This is a genomic window from Paracoccus pacificus, from assembly GCF_042680785.1.
In the GTDB taxonomy this organism is placed as follows: domain Bacteria; phylum Pseudomonadota; class Alphaproteobacteria; order Rhodobacterales; family Rhodobacteraceae; genus Paracoccus; species Paracoccus pacificus.
Genome location: NZ_JBHUEN010000043.1, coordinates 394,202 through 417,310 on the forward strand (window position 1 = coordinate 394,202; position 23,109 = coordinate 417,310).

The window sequence follows — 23,109 nt, forward strand, 5'->3', positions numbered from 1 at the left end:
GATTTTGATCCAAGCGATCACGGAGTTTGAACAATGCGCAATCTGGACATCGCGACGCTGCGCTCGCTTCAGGCGGTGGCCGAACATGGCGCCGTCACCCGCGCCGCTGAATCGCTCAACATGACGCAAAGTGCGATGTCGATGCAGATCAAGCGGCTGGAAGAGGTGTTCGACCGGCCGCTTCTGGAAAAGCAGGGCAGGGGCGTGGTGCTGACCGATTTCGCCCGGCTGCTGCTGACCGAAAGCCGCAAGCTGGTGGCGCTGAACGACGGCATCATCGCGCGCTTTACCGGCGTCCGGCCCGAATGCCGTCTGCGTGTCGGGCTGACGACGGATTGGCCGATGCTGCATTTCACCCAGGCCGTGCGCGAGTTCCGCGAGGCGAACCCCCATGTCGAAGTGGTCCTGTCCGATGGCTACAGCACCGATTTACGCAAGCAGTTCGAGCGCGATGAGCAGGACGTGATCCTGACGACCGAACTGGATTGCGGTGACGAGGGTATCCAGCTTTACGAATTTGATCTCAACTGGATTGGCGCAGCCGGCGGCAAAGCCTGGCAGCGGCGGCCGTTACGACTGACGAATTCGCTGAACTGTGTTTTCCTTCAGGCGGGAATCGCGGCGTTAGAGGCCGCCGGCATCGCTTGGGAACATGCGGCAGGTGCCAGCAGTTGCGAACGCAACCTGATGCTGACCGCCGCCGATCAGGGGGTGAACATCTTCCTGCGTAAGATCCCGCGTGAGGGGCTGGAAAGGATCGACCACGGCGGCGCCTTGCCGCCATTGCCGCCAAGCTGCCTGAACATGTATCTGACGCGCGGGCCGGTCAGCGCGCTCGCCAGCGAATTCGGCCGTTATCTGCGCCGCGCCGTGCAGGACGAAAAGATGGAGCAGGCGGCCGCCTAGCAGTCCCTAACTGCGGTCGGCGGTGTCCATCCAGATCGTGACCGGCCCGTCATTGACCAGTGCCACCTTCATATCCGCCCCGAAACGGCCGGTCTGAACCGGCAGACCCAGCCCGCGCAGGGCGTCGGCAAAGCGCAGATACAGTTTCTCGCCCGACTCCGGCGGCGCGGCCGAGGAAAAGCCGGGACGGTTGCCGGTGCGGGTGTCGGCGGCCAGCGTGAACTGGCTGACCACCAGAACCGCCCCCGTGATGTCGGCGACGGAGCGGTTCATCTTGTCGGCCGCGTCGCGGAAAATGCGCAGCTTGGCGACCCGCGCGGCCAGTTTATCCGCCGCGATCTCGTCATCGCCGCCCATGGCGCAGACCAGCACCAGAAGGCCGGCACCGATCTGGCCGATCACCGCGCCGTCGACCGTCACCGATGCCTCGGACACGCGCTGGACCAAAGCCCTCATGACGTCAGATTTCCTGCGCCCACGGCGGATTTGCCCCCGACCGGGATACCGTCACGGCGGCGGCGCGGGTGCCCAGATCCAGCGCGGCGCGCAAGCCATCCGCGCCGATCCCGGCAATACCCGCCTTGGTCAGAAATCCGTCGCGGTGCAGCGCGGCAAGAACGCCGGCGTTGAAAGTGTCGCCTGCGCCGATCGTGTCGGCAACCGTTACGCTTGGCGCCTTGACCAGAATATCGCCGCCGCCCCAGATTGCCCGCGCCCCCGCGCCGCCGCTGGTCAGGAACACGACTCTCGCGCCAAGGCCCAGAACCTCGGCCGCGGCCTCGGCCCCCGATTTGCCGGGAAACAGCCATTCGATATCGTCACCCGACAGCTTGACCAGATCGGCCATGCGCAGAAACCGCATCAGACGTGCGCGGTAAGCATCGGAATCGCGGACGAAAAACGCCCTTACGTTCGGGTCGATCATGACCGGAAGGCGGCCGGATTCGGCGGCGACCAGCGCCTCGACCGTGGCGCCGCAGGGGTCGGGCACAAGACTGATGCCGCCGCAGAATATCGCCGTCACCTCCGGCGGCAGCCTCGGCAGATCGGCGGCCGAGAACATCCGCCCGGCCGAACCCTCGTCATAGAAATCATAGCGCGCCTCGCCGCCGTATAAGGTGACAAAGGCCAGCGTGGTCGGCCGGTCGCTGCGCGGGCAAAGGCTAAGATCAACGCCGGCCTCGGCCAGCGGGCGAGACAGGCGTTCGCCAAAGACATCGCGCGACAGCGGCCAAAGATAGCCGGTCGGCGTTCCCAGCCGGCCAAGCGCCACCGCGGTGTTGAAAACCGCGCCCCCGGTCAGTGCCGCGAACCGGGGCGGTTGGTCCGTCGCCGCAGCGCCTTTCTCGGGCAGAAGCGGCACCATGTCGATCAGGGCCTCGCCGGTGCACAGGATCATATTCCGCCGTCCCCCCTAATAGCCGCGGATGACATAATCCCCGCCCGAACTGCCGCCCCCGGAATCATCGGGATAGCGATAGCCGGAGGATGACGACGGTGATGAGTAACCGACATCCGATCCATAGGATCCGCTTCCGGCCTGCTGGAAATACATGAAGGCGGCAATGGCGGCCAGCACCAAAAGCACCGCAAACGCGATCTTCCACACCGACCACGGACGTTCGCCCTGCACCCGTCCGGTCTGGCCGTTGACGACGAAGCGATAGCTTTTGCCGTTGTATTTATAGGCCGCCGTCCAGATCGGCAGCAGGATATGCTTGAAGGTCTCGGCCGAATATTGCGTCTGGATGCCCGAGATCATCTGTTCGTCCCCGCCGATGTCGCGCCGCACGTCGCCGGTAATCACGCCCTCCATCTGATCGCGCGCGATGGTATGGCCGTCCGCCAGCGCGACGGTATAGCCCTCGGCCAGAAAACCGGCGATGTATTCGGGGTTATAGCTTCGCAGTTGCGACAGGTCCCACGGCGCCAGCCCGTCGGTATAGCCGCGCGGCAACGAGGTCGCGGCCAGCACCAGCACATCGTTGAAATCCCGCGCGACCCGGCCGCTGACCGGGCGCCACCGGACGCGGCGGACCTGCTCGGCCACCTGCTGCATGCGGCCGTTCACCTCGCGCGTGACATAGCGGGTCTCGTAATAATAATCACCGCGCTGCCCGGAATAATCGCTGACCGTCGCGGCATCGAAGGTCCAGAACGGGGAATAGACCCCCGACATGGCGCGACCACGGCGAGCATACTGCAAAACCCCGTTCGGCGCGAACCACAGACTGCCCAGCCAGTCCTCCAGCGCCTTGCGGGCCTTTGCCTCGTCCAGAACGAACGGCAGGATGCCTTGGGGCTTGATCTGGCGCGTCACCCCGGTATCGGTGACGACCGGGGTTGCGCAGAACGGGCAAAGCGTCGCCTGAACCCGGCTTTCGATGTCGATCTTGGCGCCGCAATTCGGGCAGGACAGCGTCTGTACGTCCTCGACGAAATCGCCGCTGGCCTGATCGAGCCGAAGCCCCTTTTCCAGCGGGATCTCGGTCAGTTCGGGGGATTTATGCGCTGCATCCCATTGCAGGGCGCGGCCGGTGCGCGGTTCGGGTAGCAACACCGCCTCGCCGGCCGAGCCGCCGGTTTCCTGCCGCCCGGGCGCGCGCGCGGCGCCGGGCGAGATGTTTTGCGTATGCCCGCAATATTCGCAGGTCAGCACCGTCTGGCCCGGCGTGAACCGCAGGCTGGCGCCGCAGCTTTCGCAGGGATAGCGGTATTCGGTGCGCGGCGTCGGCATGGCGGCGGTGGTTGTCCGTAGGCGTTGGGTCGTTCGGGCCGCGCCTGCCCGCGAGGTGACGGATCAGCGCGGCCGGTTTTGTGAAAGCTGGCGGGGATTACCCCTTGGCCGGGTCCGAGGGGGCGGCGGGGATCGGCGGGGGCGGCGGCGAGATGGTGAAGAGCTGCGCCAGTTCCGGCACATCCTCGGCCTTTTCCCAGCCGTTCTGGCCGGGCGTCCAGACCAGCGTGTCCCGGGTGAAACTGCCCTCGCGCGCCAGACGGCCAAGGTGGCCGCGACCATAGGGGCCATCGGCTTCGCCTTCGCGGGCGATGTGCCAGACGGTTTCCGCCTGCCGGCCGGGCAGCGGCGGCGGCAGCGGGCCGGCGGGCTGCTGCTGGGCGCCCGGTGCGGGTTGCTGGACCGCGCCCCAGGGGCCTTGGGTCTGCGCGGGCTGCGGTTGCGGCGCCATCATGCCGCCGCCGACCTGCATCCCGATCATGGTCCCCATGCCGGTCCCGAAACCGCTGCCGGGCACCCGCGCGCCGGCCATCGCGGCATCCCCCGCCGCATATTGGTTCCAGCGGTTCAGGTCGCCGACGATCCCCATGCTGGTGCGCTTGTCGAGCACTTTCTCGACCTCGTCGGGCAGGCTGATGTTTTCGATATAGAATTCCGGAATGGTCAGACCGTAGGCGGCGATGGTGGGCTGGATCGCCTTGGCCACCAGCTTGCCCAGATCGGCGGTATTGGCCGCCATATCCAGCACCGGCAACCCGGACGAGGCGATCACCCGCGAAAACTCCTGCACGATCACGTTGCGGATCTGAAAACTGATCTCATCGGCGGTGAACTCGCCATCGGTGCCGACGATTTCCGAGATGAAGCGGCCCGGATCGCTGACCCGCATCGAATAGGTGCCGAAGGCGCGCAGGCGCACCGGCCCGAATTCGGGGTCGCGGGCGATGATGGGGTTCTTGGTGCCCCATTTCTGGTCGTTGAAGCGGGTGGTGTTGACGAAATAGATCTCGGACTTGAACGGGCTGCGGAAACCATGGTCCCAGTTCTGAAGCGTGGTCAGGATCGGCATGTTGTTGGTTTCAAGCATGTAGAGCCCGGGACCGAAGACATCGGCGATCTGGCCTTCGTGCACGAAAACCGCCGCCTGACCTTCGCGGACCGTCAGCTTGGCGCCGTATTTGATCGCATTGCCGCGCCGCTCGAACCGCCAGACCATGGTGTCGCGGGTGTCGTCGGTCCAGGCGATAACGTCGATGAATTCGCCGGTCAGAAAGTCAAGGATCGCCATGGGTTCCTCCGTCGGAAATGCAGCGGCAGCTTGGGCGCGGGTCAGGGATGCGCGCCGTCGCGGGGATCAGGGTTTCAACTCGGCTGCGATGGTCTGCACGATAGGCGCGGCCTCGGCCGGAGTCATCCCCGGTTTCAGGCGGGGATCGTACAGCATTTTCAGCAACATTTCATCATGCGGGGTCAGCAGCGCGAATTCCTCGTCATCGTTGAAGATCGAGGGCCGGGCAAGCGGGCTGTCATTGACCAGACCCATGCCCTGCGCCAGTTCCTCATGGATGCAGGAACGCATCATCAGCGGCGGCAACTCGGCCCGCAGCACGGCGACGGCGTGGTCGTAAACCGCGCTTGGCCCGCGCGAATAGGCGAATACCGAACAGTAGTTGCCCGGTTGCAGGTTCATGATCGCCTGAACGTCGGTTGCGGGGATCCCGGGCACCAGGCTCATGACCCGCGCGGCACTGGCGCGGCGTTCATCCTCGGACATGATCAGCACGTCGAAATTCGCCGATGCGCTGTCGGTCAGCGCCACGGGATGGCCCGTCGCGTTGCGCAGCCGCGCCGCGATATCGGTGATTTCGGCCCGTATCCGGGCCCGTGCGCCCTGATCGACCGAGGCGCCGAATTCGATCCGTATCGACACCGGCGCCTCCCACCGGCGCAGGACCGAAGGCCGGGTCTGGGCGACAAGTTCGTTGTTTTCGGGGGTGTATTCGTCCTGAAGCGCGATGACGTTGAAATCGCGCACCAGATCGGCGGCATCAAAGGGAATGCCGCCACCCCCATCGGTCCGCATCAGGCCGCGGCTGCGCAGATCGGCCTCGACCCCGTCAAGATAGCTGCGCATGCTGTTGCTGGGCGCCGAGGCGGGGACGCTGGCGGCGGCGTTAAGCCGGCGCGCGCGTTCCGCCCGGTCGGCCCGCAGCCGTGCCTGCCTGACCGATTGCGGGATGGGTTTCGGGGATGGCGGCGTATAGATCGGCGCGGGCGGGGCGACCGGCGCGGCGGGTTCCGTGGCGCTGAAATCACAGCCCGCGACGGCAAGCCCCATCAGGATGGCGATCCCGCCATGGGCAGGCCTGACGCCCGGGCGCACTGTGGACGGTTGGGAAAGGTGCGGCATGGGCGACATCGTCATGGCGGTGGCAGTCCGATAATAGCACGTCAGGTGTTTTCGGTAACCCGTGAGGTCTGACCCACCGGTCGGGCGCGGGCCGAGGCCAGCGTCTGGCGCAATTCCGCCTCCATCTTCTCCAGATCCTGTTCGGCGGCGGTCCGGCGCGCCCGGCCTTCGTCGGCGATGCGCAGGCTGTCCTCGATGGTGGCGATCAACTCGGCATTCGCCGTCTTGACGGCTTCAATGTCAAAGACGCCGCGCTCCATCTCGGTGCGGATCTGCTGATTGGCCTGGCGCAGGTTCTTGGCGTTGGCGGTCAGCAGGTCGTTGGTCAGGTCGGTCGCCTCCTTGACCGCGCCGGCCGCCTCGGCCGAACGCTGAATGGTGACGGCCTGCGCAAGCTGGGTTTCCCAAAGCGGCACGGTGTTGACCAGCGTCGAATTTATCTTGGTCACCAGCGACTTGTCGTTTTCCTGCACAAGCCGGATCGAGGGCAGGGATTGCATCGTCACCTGCCGGGTCAGCTTGAGGTCATAGACCCGGCGCTCCAGATCGTCGCGGGCGCTGCGCAGGTCGCGCAGTTCCTGCGCCTTCAGCACCTTGGCATTCTCGGGCGCGGCATTCACCTCGGCCTCTTTCGCGGGGATGGTGCGGCCGTCCAGTTCCTTCAGCTTCTCCTCGCCGGCCGCGATGTAAAGCGCCAGCTCATCATAGAAATTCAGCGTGCGTTCATAAAGCACGTCCAGCGATTTGATGTCCTTCAGCAACCGGTGTTCGTGGTTCAGCAGATCGCCGGTGATCTTGTCGATCTGGTCCTGCACGCCCTCGAACTTGGCGACGAATTTGGCGAAGGGCGCGGCGCGGCCGATCAGGCGTTCCCACCAACTGCGTTCGCGGCGCACGTCAAGCTCGCTGACCGAAAAGCCGCGGATGGTCGACACCACCTCGCGCAGGCTGTCGCCCGCGGGTCCGACATCCTTGTTCTTCACGTCGGCCAGCATCGCCTGGCTGATTTCCTGAAGCTTCGACTGCGCGGCCGAGCCGAAATTGACGATGCTGCCGGTATCGGAAATATTGATCTCATCCATGCGGCGGCGGATCTCATCCGCGACCGGGGCGGGGGCGGTTTCCAGTGGCACGACCTCTTGCGCGGGCTCGGGCAGCACCACCGCCGTCACCTTTTCGATTTCGTTCAGCGCGGCTTCGGCCTCGCGTTGCGTGTCCTGGGTCATGGTCGTCCTTCCACGTGGTCCATTGGCGGCATGGCAGCACCCCGGGGGCGCATGATTTCGGAAAGACCCCCGGCCTTTGCCGTTTCCTTTCAACGGCTTCCCCAGCGGAAAGTTCCGGTCCGGCTTATCGCCGTTCGGGACTGCGGCTTTCCGGCATGGGCAGGGTGATCTCGCCGTCGTTCGGGGCGGCAATTTCAGTCGGTCCGGGCGCCGGGGTCGGCGCGGCGGCCGATGACAGGGCCGATGATGGGGTCTGCGCGGGTGGCCGGGTGCTTGCGGCCACGCCTTCGCGGGCCAGCCGGTCGCGCAGCACCTCGATCTCGATATCCATATCGGTGCGTCCGCCCTCGATCAGGCTGCGGGTGCGGTCGGCGAAGTTGCGTTCCAGATCATCCAGAAGCTGCTCAAAGGCGCGGCGGGCGGCCGGGTCGCGGGTCGGGGTATATAGATCGACGAACTTGATCGTCGCATCGCGCGCACCCATCAGATAGACGCCGAGATAGCGGCGCGCGGCGGTCACCGTCTCGGGGTCCTCCTCGACGCGCCGGAACAGCCCTTCGGCGGTGGCGGCGAAACGGGCGACGCGGTCATCCAGCGCGCGGTCGCCCGCACGGCGGATCGCGTCGCGCATCTGGTCAAGATAGGCGCGGCCTTCGTCGACGACGCGGCGGGCGCGATCCTGCTGATACTGGTCGATGCCCTCCATGCCCTTGTCCCGCATCGGGTCGGGACCAAAGGTCAGATAGTGCAGGACAACGCCCGCGAAACCGATCAGGCAGGCGCCCCACACACCCCAACTGGTCGAGGCGCCGGGTTCCAGCGCGCCGACGCCAAGCCCAAGGCCGGTGACGATGCCGCCAAGCAGCTTGCGTGGCCAGGCCGGGCGCCGGGCGACGCGGCGGGCGTCATAGGCGGCCTCGGCCCGCAGACCTTCGCGGGTGATCAGGCACCCGGCCGCGATCAGGCCAAAACCGGCGAGGTTCAGCACCAGCGCGGTCGGGTTCTGAAAGAATGCCCCGATCAGCAGCGGCGCGGCCGCCACCATGATCCAGGTCGTGCGCGATTCCAGCCGGTGCCGCGGGTCGCGCACCGGCGGCGGTTCGGGCGGCCGCGATCCGGGACCGGCCTTGACCTCGACATAGCGCCGGCTGCCGTCGGGCGAGTATTTGCCGCCAAATCGGATCGCCATCCTTGCCCCCTTTCAGACCGCACCGGCGATCGACGCGTAAAGCGTCAGCGCCAGCAGCAGATAGAAGGCCAGACGGTTCATCGGTCTGGGCGTCTGGTCAGGCATCGTCATCCTTTCGCGCGCGTCGGCAGCCGGTGGGGTTCACCGGCCCGGAGACCGGCGATCTTGATCCCGCGACCAAAGCGCCAGCCCCTAAAAGAAGGATGCGACCGGGCCTTCGGTTCCCCGATGACGCGGATTTTAACGCAGCGACATGCACCTAGCCACGACTAGCCACCATTAGCCACGGCCGGGCTTACCGCCGCGCGGCCCCGGTTTGCCACCCCGGGGGGCGGGTTTGCCGCCGCCCGAGCGGGGGCCGGGCTTGCCATAACCGCCCCGGGGTTTGTCGCCGCCGGTCGCCGATCCGCGCGGACCCGCCGCGCCTGCACCCGGTTTGCTGCCATAAGCGCGGGGTTTACGCGGGGCATCGCCATCCTCGCGCGGCTTGCGGGGTGCATAGCTGCGACGTTCGCCACCTTCGGCCGGTTTGCTGCCATAGGCGCGGGGCTTGCGCGGCGCGTCGCCCTCCTCGCGCGGCTTGCGGGGCGCATAGGGCCGGCGCTCACCATCGCCATCGTTGCGGGGTGCATAACTGCGACGTTCGCCACCCTCGGCTGGCTTGCTGCCGTAAGCGCGGGGTTTGCGGGGTGCGTCGCCATCTTCGCGCGGCTTGCGCGGCGCATAGGTCCGGCGCTCACCGTCGCCATCGTTGCGGGGCGCGTAGCTGCGACGTTCGCCACCCTCGGCTGGCTTGCTGCCATAGGCGCGGGGTTTGCGGGGTGCGTCTCCATCCTCGCGTGGCTTGCGGGGCGCATAAGCGCGGCGTTCGCCGCCCTCGGCGCCGGATGCACGGGCGGGGCGGCCGGATGCGCTGTGACGCGGCTTTCGTTCGCTCCGTTCACCGCTGTCGCCGCGATCGGGCCGGTCGCCCCAGTCGGAACGCGGTTTGCGCGCCGCGTCGTCGCCATAGGCCGCGCGCGGCTTGCGGGCGGGGCGGTCATCGGATCCGCGATCATCCGACCGGCGCGCATCGCCGGCGTGGGATTTATAGCCGCGCGCGCGGGCCGGCCTGTCCTCCGAACCGGCGCCATCCGAACCGGCGCCATGCGACCGGAACCCTTCCGAGCGTGGCTTGCGCGGCCCATCCCCGGCATCGCGGCGGGGCGCACGATCGCCGGAACGGGCGCCAGAACGATCACCGCCGCGATCACCTCCACGGCCGCCGGCGCCGCCGCCGGCTGCGCGGCGGGCAAAGCCGCCACGGCCGCGCGCGCCATCCTCGGCCCGATCCCCGTCCCCATCCCTGGCCCCATCCCTGGCCTCGGCTTCCGGGGTCCCGCCGGGGTCGGTGGTCAGCAGGCTGCCAAGCTGATCGCGCAGGATGCGGCGCTTGACCTCTTTCAACTCGTTCGGTTCCAGCCCGACCAGCTTGAACGGGCCATAGCCGATGCGGATCAGCCGGTTCACGGTCAGCCCGACATGGGCCATGGCGCGGCGGATCTCGCGGTTGCGGCCTTCGCGGATGCCCACGGTCAGCCAGGCGTTCGCGCCCTGCTGGCTGTCCAGCTTGACCTCCATCGGCTGGAAATCCTCGCCGTCGATGGTGATGCCCCGGCGCAGCGGATCAAAGGTCAGATCGTTCGGCTGGCCGTTCACCCGGACCCGATAACGCCGCAGCCAGCCGGTCGCAGGCAGTTCCAGCCGGCGCTTCAGCTCTCCGTCGTTGGTCAGCAGCAGCAGCCCTTCGGAATTCAGGTCGAGCCGTCCGACCGACATCACCCGCGGCAGATCGCGGGGCAGGGCGTCGAACACCGTCTGACGGCCCTTTTCGTCCTTTTCCGAGGTCACGAGGCCGACCGGCTTGTAGTAAAGCCAGACCCGTGTCGGCTGCTTTTCCTCGATCCGCCGACCGTCGACGGCGATGCTGTCCCGGGGACCGACATCCAGCGCCGGCGAGGTAACTTTCTCACCATTCAGGGTCACGCGCCCCTCAAGGATCAGCCGTTCGGCATCGCGGCGGCTGGCGACGCCGGCGCGCGCCATGACCTTGGCGATACGCTCGGCCTTGTCGGGCGATGCCTGCGTAGCGGTGGAGGGGGTATCGGGGGATGGGGTATCGGTAGATTCGGGGGTGTCGTTCTTGTCGGTCATCGCGATCTCCTGCGCAGTCCTGCGGTGGTTGAAAGGTTGCATAGGCGCAATGGCCGGCGCAGGAAAGCGGTTCTTGCGGGTTTCCGGGCAAATTGCGAAAAGACCGCGATGAAACGCTTCGTCACCCAGATGGACACCGCGCTGGCCGAGGCCCGCGCCGCCGCCGCGCGTGGCGAGGTGCCGGTGGGCGCGGTCCTGACCGATGCCCGGGGCCGCGTGGTAGCGCAGGACGGCAATCGCACCCGCGCGCTTTCGGACCCGACCGCCCATGCCGAGATACTGGTGATCCGCGCCACCTGCGCCGCCGCCGGATCCGAGCGGCTTCCCGGATTTCGCCTGTGGGTCACGCTCGAGCCCTGCGCGATGTGCGCCGCCGCGATCTCGGCCGCACGGATCGAGGTGCTGTATTTCGGCGCCGACGATCCGCGGTCGGGCGGGGTGAAGCACGGCGCGCGGGTTTTTTCCCACCCGCAATGCCATCACCGCCCCGAGGTCCACGACGGGATCGGCGCCGAAGCCGCCCGTGATCTGTTGCAGGAATTTTTCGCTGAGCGGCGATAGAGCAGAAAGGTTGCACCGCCCATCGGGCCGCCTTATACGGGCCACATGCGGGTGTAGCTCAATGGTAGAGCAGCAGCCTTCCAAGCTGAATACGTGGGTTCGATTCCCATCACCCGCTCCACCTTCACCACGCCGTTGATCCTGTGTCCGGGCCGGTTTGCCGAAAGCGCGACGCCGGCCTAAATCGGCTCGCTTTGCCCGTAATAGGCGCCGGCGCCGTGCTTTCGTTTGAAATGCTTGGCCAGAAGCTCACCCTCGATTTCGGGCAGGTCGGGCGCCAGTTGCAGGCTCAGCAGCGCCATCTGCGCGATGCATTCGACCGCCACGGCGACCTCGACCGCCTTGGCCACGCTTGCGCCCCATGTGAAAGGCGCGTGGCGGTTGACCAGAACGGCGGGGAAATCGGCGGGGTCGATGCCCTCGAACCGCTCGACGATGACATTGCCGGTTTCCCATTCATAAGCCGTCTCGATCTCGCGCGGGCTCATCCGGCGGGTCACCGGGACCGGACCGTTGAAATAATCGGCATGGGTGGTGCCGAAAATCGGGATCGGGCGACCGGCCTGCGCAAAGGCGGTGGCATGGGTCGAGTGGGTGTGGACGACGCCGCCGATGTCCTTGAAGGCCAGAAACAGCCGCCGGTGCGTGGGCGTGTCGGATGAGGGGCGAAGGTTTCCGTCGACCACGGCGCCGTCGAAATCCACCACGACCATGCTTTCGGGGGTCAGGTCGGCGTAATCGACGCCGCTGGGCTTGATCGCGAACAGCCCCGCCGCGCGGTCGACCGCGCTTGCATTGCCGAAGGTCAGGTTGATCAGCCCGTTTTTCGGCAGGTCGCGGTTGGCCTCATAAGCCTCGCGCCTAAGCTCGAGATGGCGGCTGGACATCAGCGGTTACCTCCTGTTGCGGGTTCCGTTCTGGTTTCTGTTCTGGTTTCTGCGGCGACCTCGTCGCGCAGGGTCATCAAGTCTTTCATCACATTGGACAGATCGGCGCTGTGGTCCAGACCGCCAAAGCTGTCGTGCAACTGGCGATAAAGCCCATACAACCGGTCATAAATGACCCGCGCCCCGGGTTGTGGTTCATAGACGACCGGGCGCAGACTGGTCATGCGCTGCTCGGCGGTGGCGAAATCCGGCTGGGCGCCGGCCAGCACCGCCGAGGTGATCGCGCATCCGAGCGCACAGGCCTGACCCGAGCTTGCCACATGAATGGCACAGCCTGTCACATCGGCATAGATCTGCATCACCATCGGGTTCTTGCCGGCGATGCCGCCGGTGCAGATCACCCGCTCGATCGGCACGCCGAATTCGCGCAGACGTTCGATGATCGCGCGGGCCCCGAAGGCGGTCGCCTCGATCAGCGCCCGGTAAACCTCGGCGCGCGAGGTATAGAGCGACTGGCCAAGCAGCAGCCCGCTTAGCCGCTGATCCACCAGGATCGTCCGGTTGCCGTTGTTCCAGTCAAGCGCGAGCAGCCCCGACTGACCGGGGCGCAGCACGTCGGCCTCGGCGGTCAACCTTGCGTGCAGGGCGTCATCGCCCTGACATATCTCGTCGACCCACCAGCGGAAAATATCGCCGACGGCGGATTGGCCGGCCTCGATCCCGAAAAATCCGGGCAGGATGGATCCGGGGACGATTCCGCAGATGCCGGGGATGATCGGCATCGGGCCGGATTGCGGCAGGACCGTGCAGTCGCAGGTCGAGGTGCCGATGACCTTGATCAGGCTGCCCTCGGTCACCCCGCAACCGATGGTTCCATAGTGGACATCCAGCGCGCCGATCGCGATCGGGATGTCGGCGGGCAGGCCCAGGGTTTCCGCCCATTCGGCGGACAGCCGGCCCGAGGGTGTGGCGGCGTCGAATGCCCGATCGTAAAGCCGGGGGCGCAGTTCGGCCAGTCTGGGGTCGAGACCGGCAAGATATTCCGCGTCGGGCAATCCGCCCCAGGCGTCCGAGAACATGGCCTTGTGCCCGGCCGCGCAGATGCCTCGGGTGATCTCTCCGGGGTCCTGAACACCGGCAAGGACCGCCGGCAGCCAATCGGCGATCTCGACCCAGCTCGCCGCCGCGTCAAATACCTCGGGCGCGACGTTCAGGCAGTGCCAGATCTTGGCCCAGAACCATTCCGAGGAATAGACCCCGCCGCAGACCGCCAGATATTCGGGGCGTTTCGCGGCGGCGGCGGCCGTGATCGCCTCGGCCTCGCGCCATGCGGTGTGATCTTTCCACAGCCAGCATTGCGCATTCAGGTTATCCCGCCATTCCGGCAACATGCCCAGCGCGCGGTTTTGGGCATCGACGGGCAGGGGGCTGGATCCGGTGGTGCCGATGCCGATGCCGACGATCCGGCCGGGATCGAAATCGGGATGGGCGGCACGCGCCGCTTTGATCGCGCCGCGCACCGATTCGCGCAGGCCTGTCAGGTAATCGGCCGGATTCTGCCGCGCCAGAAGCGGGTCGCGATGATCCAGCAGAATCCCCTGCTCGCCCGAGGGATAGTTGAAGACGCAACTGCCCATCTCGCGGCCGTCCGCCGTCGCGATGACGACCGTTCGGACCGAGTTGCTGCCGTAATCAAGCCCTACGGTGAACATTGCCGCTTCCTTTTCTTTTTTGCCGAACTGCGAAACTGCGTTGGTTGGTATCGGGCCAAGGTGGACGCTTGGGTCTGTGGGGGCTTCTCCCAAGCGGGTGTTGATATTTTGCTTTGATCGCACCACACTTAGCCGCTCCCCGCGATGAGAACAGCCCCGACATGCACGACAAGCGATATTCCGTCTTCATTAGCTCGACCTTTGAAGACCTCAAGGCTGAACGTCTGGCTGTTCAAGATGTTGTAATCAGCGCAGGTGATTTTCCTGTGCAGATGGAGTCTTTCCCTGCCGCCGACGAGAATCAGTTCGAGTTTATTAAGGCGCTGATTGATAAGTGCGACTACTATGTTTTGATCGTCGCGGGACGTTACGGAACGCCTGCCGATGACGGCATGAGCTATACCGAAAAGGAATATCGGTACGCAAAATCAAAGGGCATTCCTGTGCTGGCGATGCTGCACGGGGAACGGGGCAGTATTCCGGTAAACAAGAGTGAAGATACGGCGGACGGAAAAAATCGCTTGGCTGCGTTCGTTTCTGAAGTTGAAACAAACCGCATACGCAAGACTTGGAAAACCGCCGATGAGCTAAAGCTTGCTGTCCGCGAGGCGTTAGACCACTCCAAGGCAACGAAACCGGCGGTGGGCTGGGTGCGTGGTGACGCTATTGCCAGCAGGGAAGCGCTGGAAGAGCTAAACGAAGTTCGCAAAGAGAACGCCAAGTTTCGCGATGCAATCGGTAGCTTGGAAATAGAACTGGCGCTACCTCCGATCCCAGCGGCAGAGGATCCAATCACCATCGACCTTCTACCGAATATCGGCGCGCGGGGGCACGGTTCGCCGTACGGCAGTGCTGCATCAGTTCTTACAACATGGATTGCGACTTTTCCGATATTTTTCAACAATCTGCAATGGAGAACGAGTGACTGGAACGGCGAGTACACTTATTATATCGAGGGTGATGAATCTTGTGTTGAAATAGGGTCTGCCATCGCTGGTGTGGTCGGGTCGATTGATACCTCAAAGGCGTTCAAGATCAGCAAGTCGACGCTGGACCGCCTCGTAAGTTATTATATCGAAGCCGGGTTGATGAACGCGTTGGGGGCTGAACAGGCGTTTACCGAGGCTGCTCAGAGGGTGGCCCGGCGTTACAGTATAGCGGATGGCGGACTGTCTGCCTTTAAGGTGACTAGAGGAGAGATCAAGTTGAACTTTCCCACGACCTTGGGGAAGGACTTCGATGACGAAATACCCTTCTAACCGCCTCGCAGCCGACCGCGATACGTACGGGTTCTAACTGACCCAAGCGGTTTCGCGACATGGCTTTCTTTTTTGCCGAGCCGCGATTGCCCAGCTTGCGTAACCTAGGGGCGATCCAGCATGTTTCCCAGTATGAACACAATCGACCGCACATCATCCATTCCCTACTATCTTCAGCTTGCCCGGATGTTCGAGGCGCGGATCGGCTCGGGCGCGCTGGGTCCCGGCGATCAGCTTCCCGGCGAATCGGAATTATGCCGTCAGTTCGGGCTGTCGCGCTCTACCGTGCGCGAGACCCTGCGGGCGCTGGAAAGCCAGAACCTGATCCGCATCGTGCCGCGTCGCGGGGCTTTCGTCGCAGCCCCCGGGGCCGACCGCTGGATGTTGCAGGTGGCCGAGGGGTTTCTTGAAACCCATGCCGCGGTGCCCGGGCGCAGCGTGCAGACGCGGGTTCTGTCATGGGGCGCGCGGCCCCTGCCCGCAAAGGCCGCCGAACTGACCGGGGTGGCCGACAGCGCGGGCTGGGTGGCTCTGGAACGGTTGCGGCAGGTCGATGGCGCGCCGGTCATGCATTCGATCAACTGGCTGCCGCCCGAGGTCGCCGCCAAGCTTGAAGGCAGCACGGTTCTGCAGGGGCAGGGTTCGCTCAACCGGGCGCTGCGCGCGGCGGGCTATCCCTTTTTCGCCGCGCGGCGGGCGGTGGCGGCCGTGCTGGTCCCCCCGGATCTGACCCGCCTGCTTGAGGTTCATGCGGGCACGCCGGTCCTGCGTATCGATTCGGTGTCGCGGGATGCGGCGGGGCAGGTGTTCGATTTCTACATCTCGCATGTGCGCAGCGATATGGTCACGATCGAGGTCGAGGCGCAGGCCGCCATACGCGACTGAAGTCCCGGGCAGATGCGGCAAAGCGTTCGGCGGCAATGGCCGCACGGTCGAGATCGGGGCTGAAACGCGTCGTCGCCAGATCGCGCAGCGCCGGCGCCGGGGTTGCGGTCACCGCATCGCGGGCGATCAGCGCCGCCCCCATCGCGGTCTGTTCCGGGACATCGACACGGTGCAGCGCAACCCCGATCGCATCGGCGCGCAGGGACATCAGCGCGTCCGAACGGCTCCACCCGCCGCTGACGTAGACGGGTCCGGGCCGAACCCCGCAATCGCCAAGACCGGCGAGGACCGAGCGGGTCAGAAACCCGCACCCCTCGATCACCCGGCAAAGCAGATAGGTCCGGCCCAGCGGATCCTTGCGCAGCGTATCGGCAAGCCCGTGAATGGCGGTTTCCGATGGAAGCCAGGGCGCGACAGCGGGGGGATAGGGGATGCGCGCCGCCTGTGCGAATTCTTCGGGCAGCATCCCGCCCTCGCGAAACGGCGCCAGCGCGGCGGCGAATTCAAAGACCAGCATCAGCGTCTGACCACTCCGACCACTCCGGCCGCGCCGGCCAAGGATCGGCACGGTCCGGATCAGCGCGCCTTCGGGGGTGGTGCCGGGGGAAAGTTCGTCGGTTTCGGCATAGATCAACTCGGCCGTGCCCAGCGAATCGACGATCGCATCAGCGGCCAGTCGCCGGATCAGCGAGGCCGCGATCGGATGGTCGTGACCACCCGCGACGATCAATGTCCGCTCGGATGCCGCGCCCGAGGCGGTCAGGGGGCCGGGGCGCATATGACCGACGACCTGACCCGCGCGGACCACCGGCGGCAGGTTGGGGGCACGGGCCGCGGCCAGCAGATCGCCCGACCAGCGCCGTTCGCGAATGTCATAGGCGCCGCTGCGCGCGGCCAGCGTCTCGCTGATGAAGGGCGCCATGCTCCAGCGCGCGGCGGGGTAATCGGTGACGGCGATCCAGTCGGCTTTGGCCGGAATGCGGCGGTTTTCGCTTTCCGCCAGCCAAAGCCATTTCGCGGCGGTCCGGGTGGGCTCGAAATCCAGCCCGGTGCGCCGCCTTGCGGTCGGAAACTGCTGCGCCAGACGCGCGGCCTGATCCGCTGCGCGGCGGTCGAACCACGGAATCGCGGTGTCGAGCGGTCGTAGCGCGCGGTCCACCGGCAACCCGTCCTCGCCCACCCCGGCGGCGCATATGGCGGTCAGGGGCCGGGGGTGGCCCGATGCGCGCCATGCCTCGGCGATCATACGCTCCAGCGCGGCGACCAATGCGACGGCATCGGTTTCGACCTTGCCGTCGCGGTCGATGCGCGGGGTCGGGCTGGCGCGCTCGGCGACCGGCCGCCCGTCGCCGTCGATCAGCACCACCTTCAGGTTGGTGGTGCCGATGTCTATGCCGCAGAACATTTTTCCCATGTCCCGCCCCATTCCATGTCCCGCCCCATCCGGCCATCAGCCCTTGCGGACGACCGGCATCACCAATGCCGGGTGAATTTGCTGCGGCAGATCTTGGCGATCTGGCCGATGACCTCTTTGGCCTCTTGCGCCGGGCGCTGCCAGACCTTGCGGCCGACGACCACACCTTGCGCCCCGGCCGAGATCGCCTCTTCCACGTCGCGGATGGTGGATTTGGCGTCACCGCTCAGCGCGCCGCCCGCAACCACGATCGGCACGTCCAGTTCCGCCACCAGCTTTTTCGTGGCATCGGTGCCGGGGAAGGTGATCTTGATGATATCCGCGCCCAGATCATAGGCGACCCGCGCCACCTCCATCTCTTGCTCGATCACTTCGGCCGAGCGGGGGGCGGCCAGCAGGACCGGCTCGATCATCACCGGCATTTCCCAGCGCGCCGCATCCGACACGACCTTGCCGATGCGTTCGCAATACAGGACCTTTTCCGCGTCGGTGACATTCCACGGCAGCAGCATCTTGACGCAATCGACACCCATGCGGACCGCATCCTCGACGCTGGCGACCATGGTGCCGGTGCCGGTTTCCGGGGCGCTGGTCGGCCAGAAGGCGTCGATGGCCAGAACCCGGGCCAGCGCCGGGCGGCGGGCCAGCATTTCCTCGGTCGCGCGGACGATGCCGGTGGTGACCATATAGCCGGTGATATCCTCGTCGATGAAGTTCTTCATCACCTCGACCGGCGATTCGAGCGCCGGGACGCGCCCCCAGACGACGCCATGATCGACAGGCAGGACAAGCGCCGCGCGATCCGGGTGTAATACCCGGTTCATGCGATAGGAACGGGAAAGACGGGACGTCATCGGCAACCTCGTGCAAAATGCGGGGGGTATGTTGTACGTACAATACGTACCAGTTGACCGGATGGCGAGTCAAGGTTAGTTGTGGGGCCGGGGGCGACCGGACGCTTGGCGCCGCCGATAAGGAGGGGGGGTCAGTCAGACGTCGGCGGCTGCCGGCATGCTTCCGGCGCCATCACCGCCGCCGCGCGCAAGACGCACCGCGGCGATACGCCGGCGTCGAACGGGGGATCGCTTTTGCATCTTCCAGACGGCGATCGGCGTGCTAGGGTTCACCGACTCCGCATCGCATAAGCGGTAGAATATCATCATTACGGAATCGACCATTAAGGAGGAGTAAATGGTTCGGATCACTAAGACACTTGCGGTCCTTTCGATCGCCGCCGCGCTGCCCGCGGCCGGCTTTGCGCAGGATGCGAGCAAGCTGGACCGGGCGGGCATCACCGTCGGCACGCTTGGCAACCCGTTCTTTAAGCCGCTGATCCAGGGCGCCGAGGACGGTCTGAAAACCGGCAATCCGAATGTCGAGATCACCAGCGTCGGCGCGGATTACGAACTGAACAAACAGGCGTCCCAGATCGACAGCTTCATCGGCGCAGGCGCGAAGATCATCATGCTGAACGCGGTCGACGTGGTGGCGATCAAGCCCTTCGTCGAAAAGGCGAAGGCGGCGGGCATCATCGTGGCCGCCATGGACGTGTCGGCCGAGGGCTCGGACCTGACGGTGATGACCAACAACACCCAGGCCGGGAACATCGCCTGCGAGGAACTGGCCAAGCGGCTGAACGGCAAGGGCGACGTCGTCATCATCAACGGGCCGCCGGTGTCGTCGATCATCGACCGGGTGACCGGATGCAAGGATGCCTTCTCGAAATATCCCGACATCAAGGTTCTGTCGGATAACCAGGACGGCAAGGGCTCGCGCGAGGGTGGGCTTGCGGTGATGCAGTCGCTGCTGACCCGTTTCCCCAAGATCGACGCCGTGTTCGGCGCCAACGACCCCACCGCGATCGGGGCCGAACTGGCCGCGAAACAGCTTAACCGCAACGAGATGATCATCGCCGGCGTCGACGGCTCGCCCGATTTCCTTGCTGGAATGAAGCAGCCCGACAGCCTGCTGGTCGCCTCGGCCTCGCAGGATCCCTATGGCATGGCCAAACAGGCGGCCGAGGCAGCCGTGAAGATGCTGGAGACCGGCAAGGCGCCCGATCCGCAGGTCACGCTCTTGGACACCACGCTGGTGACCAAGGAAAACGTCGGCGACCAGACCGGCTGGCCGATTCCGTCGAACTGAGCGCGCGCGTGCCCCGGACTCAACGGGCCGGCCCGATCCCCGGGCCGGTCCACACCTACGAAGGATCGCCTGTCTCATGCCGGACCTGACCCCTTCCGCCGACCCCGCTGCGGGCAGCCATCCGCAAGCCGTCCCGATTCTGGAGATGCGGGACATTTCCAAGACCTTTGGCGCGATCCGCGCCCTTTCCGGCGTCTCGCTGACCGTCTATCCGGGTGAGGTTCACGCGCTGATGGGCGAGAACGGGGCCGGCAAGTCGACGCTGATGAAGATCCTCTCCGGCGCTTACACGCCCGATCCGGGCGGCGCCGTGCTGGTGAACGGTCAGACCGTGCCCCCCGGCGATCCGGTCGCCGCGAAACGGGCCGGCATTTCCATCATCTATCAGGAACTGTCGCTGTCGCCGAACCTGACCGTGGCCCAGAACATGTATCTGGGCAATGAATTTTCCCGCTGGGGTATCCTGAACAAGGGCGAGGCGCGGCGGGCGGCCGCCCCGATCCTTCAGCGCCTCGGCGCGCCTTTCGGGCCCGGCGTCACCGTCGCCGATCTGTCGCTGGGCAACCGCCAACTGGTCGAGATCGGCCGCAGCCTGACCATCGATGCCCGGATTCTGGTCATGGACGAACCCACCACCTCGCTGACCGCGCGCGAGGTTGACCGGCTTTTCGGCCTGATCGCCAGCCTGAAGGAACAGGGCATGGCGATCATCTATATTAGCCACCGCATGGAAGAGGTCTATCAACTCGCCGACCGGGTCAGCGTGCTGCGCGACGGCACCTATGTCGGCACGCTCGAGCATGATCAGATCAGCGCCGCGAAGCTGGTGTCCATGATGGTCGGGCGCGATCTGTCATCTTTCTATCGCAAACAGCACCGGGCGGGGGGCAAGCGGGCCGCGCCCTTGATGTCGGTGCAGGGCATGGGGGACGGAAAGCGGGTCTTTGACGCCTCGTTCGATCTTTACCCCGGCGAGGTGCTGGGCATCGCCGGGCTGGTCGGATCCGGCCGGACCGAGCTTGCGCGGCTGATCTATGGCGCCGATCCCGCGACCGGCGGCCGGCTGACGCTGCACGGGCAGGAAAAGCGGCTGAGCAGCCCGGCCGAGGCGCTGGAGGCGGGCGTCGCCTATCTGACCGAGGACCGCAAGGGGCTGGGCCTGTTTCTGGACATGTCGGTCGCCGAAAACATCAATATCAGCGTGATCGGCCGCGACGCGAAGGCGGCGGGCGTGCGCGACTATTCCCGGGCCGACCAGCGCGCGAATGATGCGGTTAAGGCATTCGGCATCCGCACCGCCGGCACCCGGATCAACGTCGGCGCCCTGTCCGGCGGCAACCAGCAAAAGACGCTGCTTGCGCGTTTGCTCGAGGGCGAGCCGGGCGTGCTGATCCTTGACGAGCCGACCCGGGGCGTCGACGTCGGCGCGAAATCCGAGATCTATCGCATGATCGACGCGCTGGCGCAGCGCGGCCTGGGCATCGTCGTGATCTCCAGCGACCTGCCCGAGATTATCGGCATTGCCGACCGCGTGCTGGTCATGCGCGAGGGCCGGATCGCCGGCGAAGTCCTGCCCGATGCCGAGGGGCATATTGATCAGGAAGACATCATGACGCTGGCGACAAGCGCCAGCGCGCCGCGGGCGGAAACCCCCGCGGAACCCGTGAACCCTTAACAGTCAGGCTGAGGCGACATGAGCGAGACCCGCGACCCGACCAGTGAAGAAGCCCTGCGCCGCCGCAACTGGCGCGCGATGATGACCTCGGTGGGGATGCTGCCGGTTCTGATCCTGCTGGCCATCGGCTTTCAGATGCTCAGCGGCCGGTTCATATCGGTCAGCAACCTGTCGATCGTGATGCAGCAGGCCTCGATCAACATCGTGCTTGCGGCGGGCATGACATTCGTCGTGCTGACCGGCGGCATCGACCTGTCCGTCGGCTCGATCCTTGCGGTTGCGGCCATGGTCGGGGTCATGACCTCGCTTTTGCCGGACATGGGAATGCTGGGGATTCCGGCCGCGCTGGCGGTCGGGTTGCTGTGCGGGCTGGTGAACGGGCTGGTGATCGCCTATCTGCGGCTGCCGCCCTTTATCGTCACGCTTGGCACGCTGACCGGTTTCCGCGGGCTGGCGCGGCTGCTGGGGGATGACACCACGGTATTCAACTCGAACCTGCCCTTTGCCTTTATCGGCAACGGCTCGCTGTTCGGAGTGCCGTGGCTTGCGGTCATCGCCATCGCGGTGGTGCTGGTGTCATGGTTCATCCTGCGCCGCACCGTGCTGGGCACCCGCATCTATGCCGTCGGCGGCAACCCCGAGGCGGCGCGTCTGGCCGGGATCAACGTGCCGGTGATCCTGCTGTTCGTCTATTCCATGTCGGGGCTCCTGGCCGGGATCGGCGGGCTGATGTCGGTGGCGCGGCTTTACGCGGCCAACGGGCTTCAGCTTGGTCAGGCCTATGAGCTTGACGCGATCGCCGCCGTCATTCTGGGCGGCACCAGTTTCGTGGGCGGTGTCGGCTCGATCTGGGGCACGCTGATCGGGGCATTGATCATCGCGGTGTTGTCGAATGGCCTTATTCTGGTCGGCGTGTCGGACATCTGGCAGTATATCATCAAGGGTCTGGTGATCATCGTGGCGGTCGCGCTTGACCGCTATCGGATCGGCTCGGGCGGGGGCACCCGGACCTGATCGGTCGATGGGGGCAGGCGCGCGCCCCTCGTCCCGATTGTCCGGCGCATCTCGCTGTGATCCTTCGCCGGTCAGCCCGCCGTGGTCGTCCAGAAACGATCGTCGTCCAACCGCGTCAGGCGCAGCAGATCGTCATAGCTGGCGCAGTTGGCGCCCAGCACCGGCGCGGGCCGGATCAGACCCTGTTCATCGGCCGGAAACGGCAGCAGCCGCCCGCCGGCCGCCCCGATCAGGCAATAGCCGGCCATGCAGTCCCATGCGCTCATCCGCGGCTCGACATAGCCGACCAGCCGGCCGGCCGCGACCCAGGCCAGCATCAGCGCGCCCGAGCCATAGCGGATCCAGCTTGACCCGGCCCCGGTCAGCGCCCCCAGCATCTCACCCACCCGTGCGGCCGGCACGCGATCATTCGCCCCCACGCCCAGCATGCCATGTTGCAGGTCCAGCCGGCTGGCGGTGATCGTTGCGCCGTTCAGCCGCGCCGGGCCGCCGCGCATGGCGGTGAATGTCTCGTTCAGCATCGGCGCCGCGATGACGCCGATGGCCGGTCCGTCGCCGTCCATCGCCCCGATCGAGACGCACCAGCCCGGCAGACCGTTCAGATAAGGCGCGGTGCCGTCGATCGGGTCGATGATCCATGTCACCCCCGAGGTGCCGGGGGTCAGGCCAAGCTCCTCGCCCAGCAGGGCGTCATCGGGAAAGGCGTCGGCGAGCGCGTCCCTGATCAGCGCCTCGACCGCGCGGTCGGCCTCGGACACCAGATCGGTCGGGTGGCGCTTGGTCTCGATCACCAGCGCGTCGCGGCGGTGGTAATGGTCAAGCGCCAGTCGCGCGGCCCGGCCGGCGACCTGCTCGGCCCGGGCCAGCCGCGCGGTCAGATGGTTCTGTGTCACCAA

20 protein-coding genes and 1 tRNA gene are annotated in these 23,109 nt (G+C 66.0%); 8 read left to right on the forward strand and 13 right to left on the reverse strand.

From position 1 onward, the window contains the following. Positions 1-33: 33 nt before the first annotated feature. Positions 34-906 carry a LysR family transcriptional regulator gene (locus ACFSCT_RS14400; RefSeq protein ID WP_379143828.1) on the forward strand — a complete coding sequence of 291 codons (873 nt, stop codon included), beginning with the start codon at positions 34-36 and terminating at the stop codon, positions 904-906. A 6-nt stretch (positions 907-912) separates the two neighbouring features. Here the strand turns inward: ACFSCT_RS14400 and dtd are convergent, their stop codons facing one another. The 8 genes from dtd to ACFSCT_RS14440 form a co-directional block, all read right to left on the reverse strand. Next, on the reverse strand, positions 913-1,362 hold the full coding sequence (dtd, locus tag ACFSCT_RS14405; RefSeq protein ID WP_379143830.1) for a D-aminoacyl-tRNA deacylase: 450 nt from the start codon (positions 1,360-1,362) through the stop codon (positions 913-915). A 4-nt stretch (positions 1,363-1,366) separates the two neighbouring features. Further along, positions 1,367-2,305: a carbohydrate kinase family protein gene (locus tag ACFSCT_RS14410; RefSeq protein ID WP_379143832.1), complete on the reverse strand. Its 939-nt coding sequence runs from the start codon at positions 2,303-2,305 to the stop codon at positions 1,367-1,369. Between the two features lie 15 nt (positions 2,306-2,320). Next, on the reverse strand, positions 2,321-3,643 hold the full coding sequence (locus ACFSCT_RS14415) for a TFIIB-type zinc ribbon-containing protein (protein WP_379143833.1): 1,323 nt from the start codon (positions 3,641-3,643) through the stop codon (positions 2,321-2,323). A 97-nt stretch (positions 3,644-3,740) separates the two neighbouring features. Next, the gene (locus tag ACFSCT_RS14420) at positions 3,741-4,931 is read right to left on the reverse strand and encodes an SPFH domain-containing protein (protein WP_379143835.1); all 1,191 of its coding nucleotides are present in this window, start codon (positions 4,929-4,931) and stop codon (positions 3,741-3,743) included. A gap of 66 nt (positions 4,932-4,997) precedes the next feature. Further along, the gene (locus ACFSCT_RS14425) at positions 4,998-6,068 is read right to left on the reverse strand and encodes a DUF2927 domain-containing protein (protein WP_379143836.1); all 1,071 of its coding nucleotides are present in this window, start codon (positions 6,066-6,068) and stop codon (positions 4,998-5,000) included. Positions 6,069-6,094: 26 nt separating this feature from the next. After that, positions 6,095-7,279 carry a toxic anion resistance protein gene (locus tag ACFSCT_RS14430; protein WP_379143838.1) on the reverse strand — a complete coding sequence of 395 codons (1,185 nt, stop codon included), beginning with the start codon at positions 7,277-7,279 and terminating at the stop codon, positions 6,095-6,097. 124 nt (positions 7,280-7,403) lie between these two features. Further along, a complete protein-coding gene (locus ACFSCT_RS14435; protein WP_379143840.1) occupies positions 7,404-8,468 on the reverse strand; it encodes a 5-bromo-4-chloroindolyl phosphate hydrolysis family protein in 1,065 nt (354 codons plus the stop codon). Between the two features lie 279 nt (positions 8,469-8,747). Beyond that, positions 8,748-10,661, reverse strand: coding sequence for a pseudouridine synthase (locus ACFSCT_RS14440; protein ID WP_379143842.1), 1,914 nt, complete (start codon positions 10,659-10,661; stop codon positions 8,748-8,750). Positions 10,662-10,769: 108 nt separating this feature from the next. On the opposite strand from ACFSCT_RS14440, the gene ACFSCT_RS14445 reads away from it, so the two are divergent. Next, entirely contained in the window at positions 10,770-11,222 is a 453-nt protein-coding gene (locus tag ACFSCT_RS14445; RefSeq protein WP_379143844.1) for a nucleoside deaminase, read from the forward strand. A gap of 47 nt (positions 11,223-11,269) precedes the next feature. Then, positions 11,270-11,343 (forward strand) — tRNA-Gly (locus tag ACFSCT_RS14450). Between the two features lie 58 nt (positions 11,344-11,401). Here the strand turns inward: ACFSCT_RS14450 and araD are convergent. Together araD and ACFSCT_RS14460 are read right to left on the reverse strand one after the other, a co-directional pair. Next, positions 11,402-12,109, reverse strand: a complete 708-nt coding sequence (araD, locus tag ACFSCT_RS14455) for an L-ribulose-5-phosphate 4-epimerase AraD (protein ID WP_379143846.1) — start codon at positions 12,107-12,109, stop codon at positions 11,402-11,404. After that, positions 12,109-13,821, reverse strand: coding sequence for a ribulokinase (locus ACFSCT_RS14460; RefSeq protein WP_379143848.1), 1,713 nt, complete (start codon positions 13,819-13,821; stop codon positions 12,109-12,111). Before ACFSCT_RS14460 ends, araD begins: the two co-directional genes overlap by 1 nt. Positions 13,822-13,982: 161 nt before the next feature. Between ACFSCT_RS14460 and ACFSCT_RS14465 the strand changes: the two genes are divergently transcribed. Both ACFSCT_RS14465 and ACFSCT_RS14470 read left to right on the forward strand, forming a co-directional pair. Beyond that, positions 13,983-15,080 (forward strand): DUF4062 domain-containing protein, encoded by a 1,098-nt coding sequence (locus ACFSCT_RS14465; RefSeq protein WP_379143850.1) that lies wholly within the window; start codon positions 13,983-13,985, stop codon positions 15,078-15,080. A gap of 132 nt (positions 15,081-15,212) precedes the next feature. Continuing rightward, the gene (locus ACFSCT_RS14470) at positions 15,213-15,965 is read left to right on the forward strand and encodes a GntR family transcriptional regulator (protein ID WP_379143851.1); all 753 of its coding nucleotides are present in this window, start codon (positions 15,213-15,215) and stop codon (positions 15,963-15,965) included. Here ACFSCT_RS14470 and ACFSCT_RS14475 read toward each other — a convergent pair. Together ACFSCT_RS14475 and ACFSCT_RS14480 are read right to left on the reverse strand one after the other, a co-directional pair. Continuing rightward, positions 15,925-17,379, reverse strand: a complete 1,455-nt coding sequence (locus ACFSCT_RS14475) for an FGGY-family carbohydrate kinase (RefSeq protein ID WP_379143853.1) — start codon at positions 17,377-17,379, stop codon at positions 15,925-15,927. The two genes, ACFSCT_RS14470 and ACFSCT_RS14475, sit on opposite strands and share 41 nt — an antisense overlap. 59 nt (positions 17,380-17,438) lie before the next feature. After that, positions 17,439-18,233, reverse strand: coding sequence for a class I fructose-bisphosphate aldolase (locus ACFSCT_RS14480; RefSeq protein WP_379143855.1), 795 nt, complete (start codon positions 18,231-18,233; stop codon positions 17,439-17,441). A 337-nt stretch (positions 18,234-18,570) separates the two neighbouring features. Between ACFSCT_RS14480 and ACFSCT_RS14485 the strand changes: the two genes are divergently transcribed. The 3 genes from ACFSCT_RS14485 to ACFSCT_RS14495 all read left to right on the forward strand — a co-directional run bounded on the left by ACFSCT_RS14485 (position 18,571) and on the right by ACFSCT_RS14495 (position 22,213). Next, positions 18,571-19,524 carry an ABC transporter substrate-binding protein gene (locus ACFSCT_RS14485; RefSeq protein WP_379143857.1) on the forward strand — a complete coding sequence of 318 codons (954 nt, stop codon included), beginning with the start codon at positions 18,571-18,573 and terminating at the stop codon, positions 19,522-19,524. A 76-nt stretch (positions 19,525-19,600) separates the two neighbouring features. After that, complete coding sequence (locus ACFSCT_RS14490; protein ID WP_379143859.1) at positions 19,601-21,199, forward strand: sugar ABC transporter ATP-binding protein; 1,599 nt, start codon at positions 19,601-19,603, stop codon at positions 21,197-21,199. An 18-nt stretch (positions 21,200-21,217) separates the two neighbouring features. Then, on the forward strand, positions 21,218-22,213 hold the full coding sequence (locus ACFSCT_RS14495) for an ABC transporter permease subunit (RefSeq protein ID WP_379143861.1): 996 nt from the start codon (positions 21,218-21,220) through the stop codon (positions 22,211-22,213). Positions 22,214-22,284: 71 nt separating this feature from the next. On the opposite strand, the gene ACFSCT_RS14500 is transcribed toward ACFSCT_RS14495, so the two are convergent. Then, a complete protein-coding gene (locus ACFSCT_RS14500) occupies positions 22,285-23,106 on the reverse strand; it encodes an inositol monophosphatase family protein (protein ID WP_379143863.1) in 822 nt (273 codons plus the stop codon). Positions 23,107-23,109: the final 3 nt, after the last annotated feature.

Coding starts and splice junctions, on each gene's coding strand:
- ACFSCT_RS14400 (WP_379143828.1), top strand. CDS start 34: ATGCGCAATCTGGACATCGCGACGCTGCGCTCGCTTCAGGCGGTGGCC.
- dtd (WP_379143830.1), bottom strand. CDS start 1,362: ATGAGGGCTTTGGTCCAGCGCGTGTCCGAGGCATCGGTGACGGTCGAC.
- ACFSCT_RS14410 (WP_379143832.1), bottom strand. CDS start 2,305: ATGATCCTGTGCACCGGCGAGGCCCTGATCGACATGGTGCCGCTTCTG.
- ACFSCT_RS14415 (WP_379143833.1), bottom strand. CDS start 3,643: ATGCCGACGCCGCGCACCGAATACCGCTATCCCTGCGAAAGCTGCGGC.
- ACFSCT_RS14420 (WP_379143835.1), bottom strand. CDS start 4,931: ATGGCGATCCTTGACTTTCTGACCGGCGAATTCATCGACGTTATCGCC.
- ACFSCT_RS14425 (WP_379143836.1), bottom strand. CDS start 6,068: ATGACGATGTCGCCCATGCCGCACCTTTCCCAACCGTCCACAGTGCGC.
- ACFSCT_RS14430 (WP_379143838.1), bottom strand. CDS start 7,279: ATGACCCAGGACACGCAACGCGAGGCCGAAGCCGCGCTGAACGAAATC.
- ACFSCT_RS14435 (WP_379143840.1), bottom strand. CDS start 8,468: ATGGCGATCCGATTTGGCGGCAAATACTCGCCCGACGGCAGCCGGCGC.
- ACFSCT_RS14440 (WP_379143842.1), bottom strand. CDS start 10,661: ATGACCGACAAGAACGACACCCCCGAATCTACCGATACCCCATCCCCC.
- ACFSCT_RS14445 (WP_379143844.1), top strand. CDS start 10,770: ATGAAACGCTTCGTCACCCAGATGGACACCGCGCTGGCCGAGGCCCGC.
- araD (WP_379143846.1), bottom strand. CDS start 12,109: ATGTCCAGCCGCCATCTCGAGCTTAGGCGCGAGGCTTATGAGGCCAAC.
- ACFSCT_RS14460 (WP_379143848.1), bottom strand. CDS start 13,821: ATGTTCACCGTAGGGCTTGATTACGGCAGCAACTCGGTCCGAACGGTC.
- ACFSCT_RS14465 (WP_379143850.1), top strand. CDS start 13,983: ATGCACGACAAGCGATATTCCGTCTTCATTAGCTCGACCTTTGAAGAC.
- ACFSCT_RS14470 (WP_379143851.1), top strand. CDS start 15,213: ATGAACACAATCGACCGCACATCATCCATTCCCTACTATCTTCAGCTT.
- ACFSCT_RS14475 (WP_379143853.1), bottom strand. CDS start 17,379: ATGGGAAAAATGTTCTGCGGCATAGACATCGGCACCACCAACCTGAAG.
- ACFSCT_RS14480 (WP_379143855.1), bottom strand. CDS start 18,233: ATGACGTCCCGTCTTTCCCGTTCCTATCGCATGAACCGGGTATTACAC.
- ACFSCT_RS14485 (WP_379143857.1), top strand. CDS start 18,571: ATGGTTCGGATCACTAAGACACTTGCGGTCCTTTCGATCGCCGCCGCG.
- ACFSCT_RS14490 (WP_379143859.1), top strand. CDS start 19,601: ATGCCGGACCTGACCCCTTCCGCCGACCCCGCTGCGGGCAGCCATCCG.
- ACFSCT_RS14495 (WP_379143861.1), top strand. CDS start 21,218: ATGAGCGAGACCCGCGACCCGACCAGTGAAGAAGCCCTGCGCCGCCGC.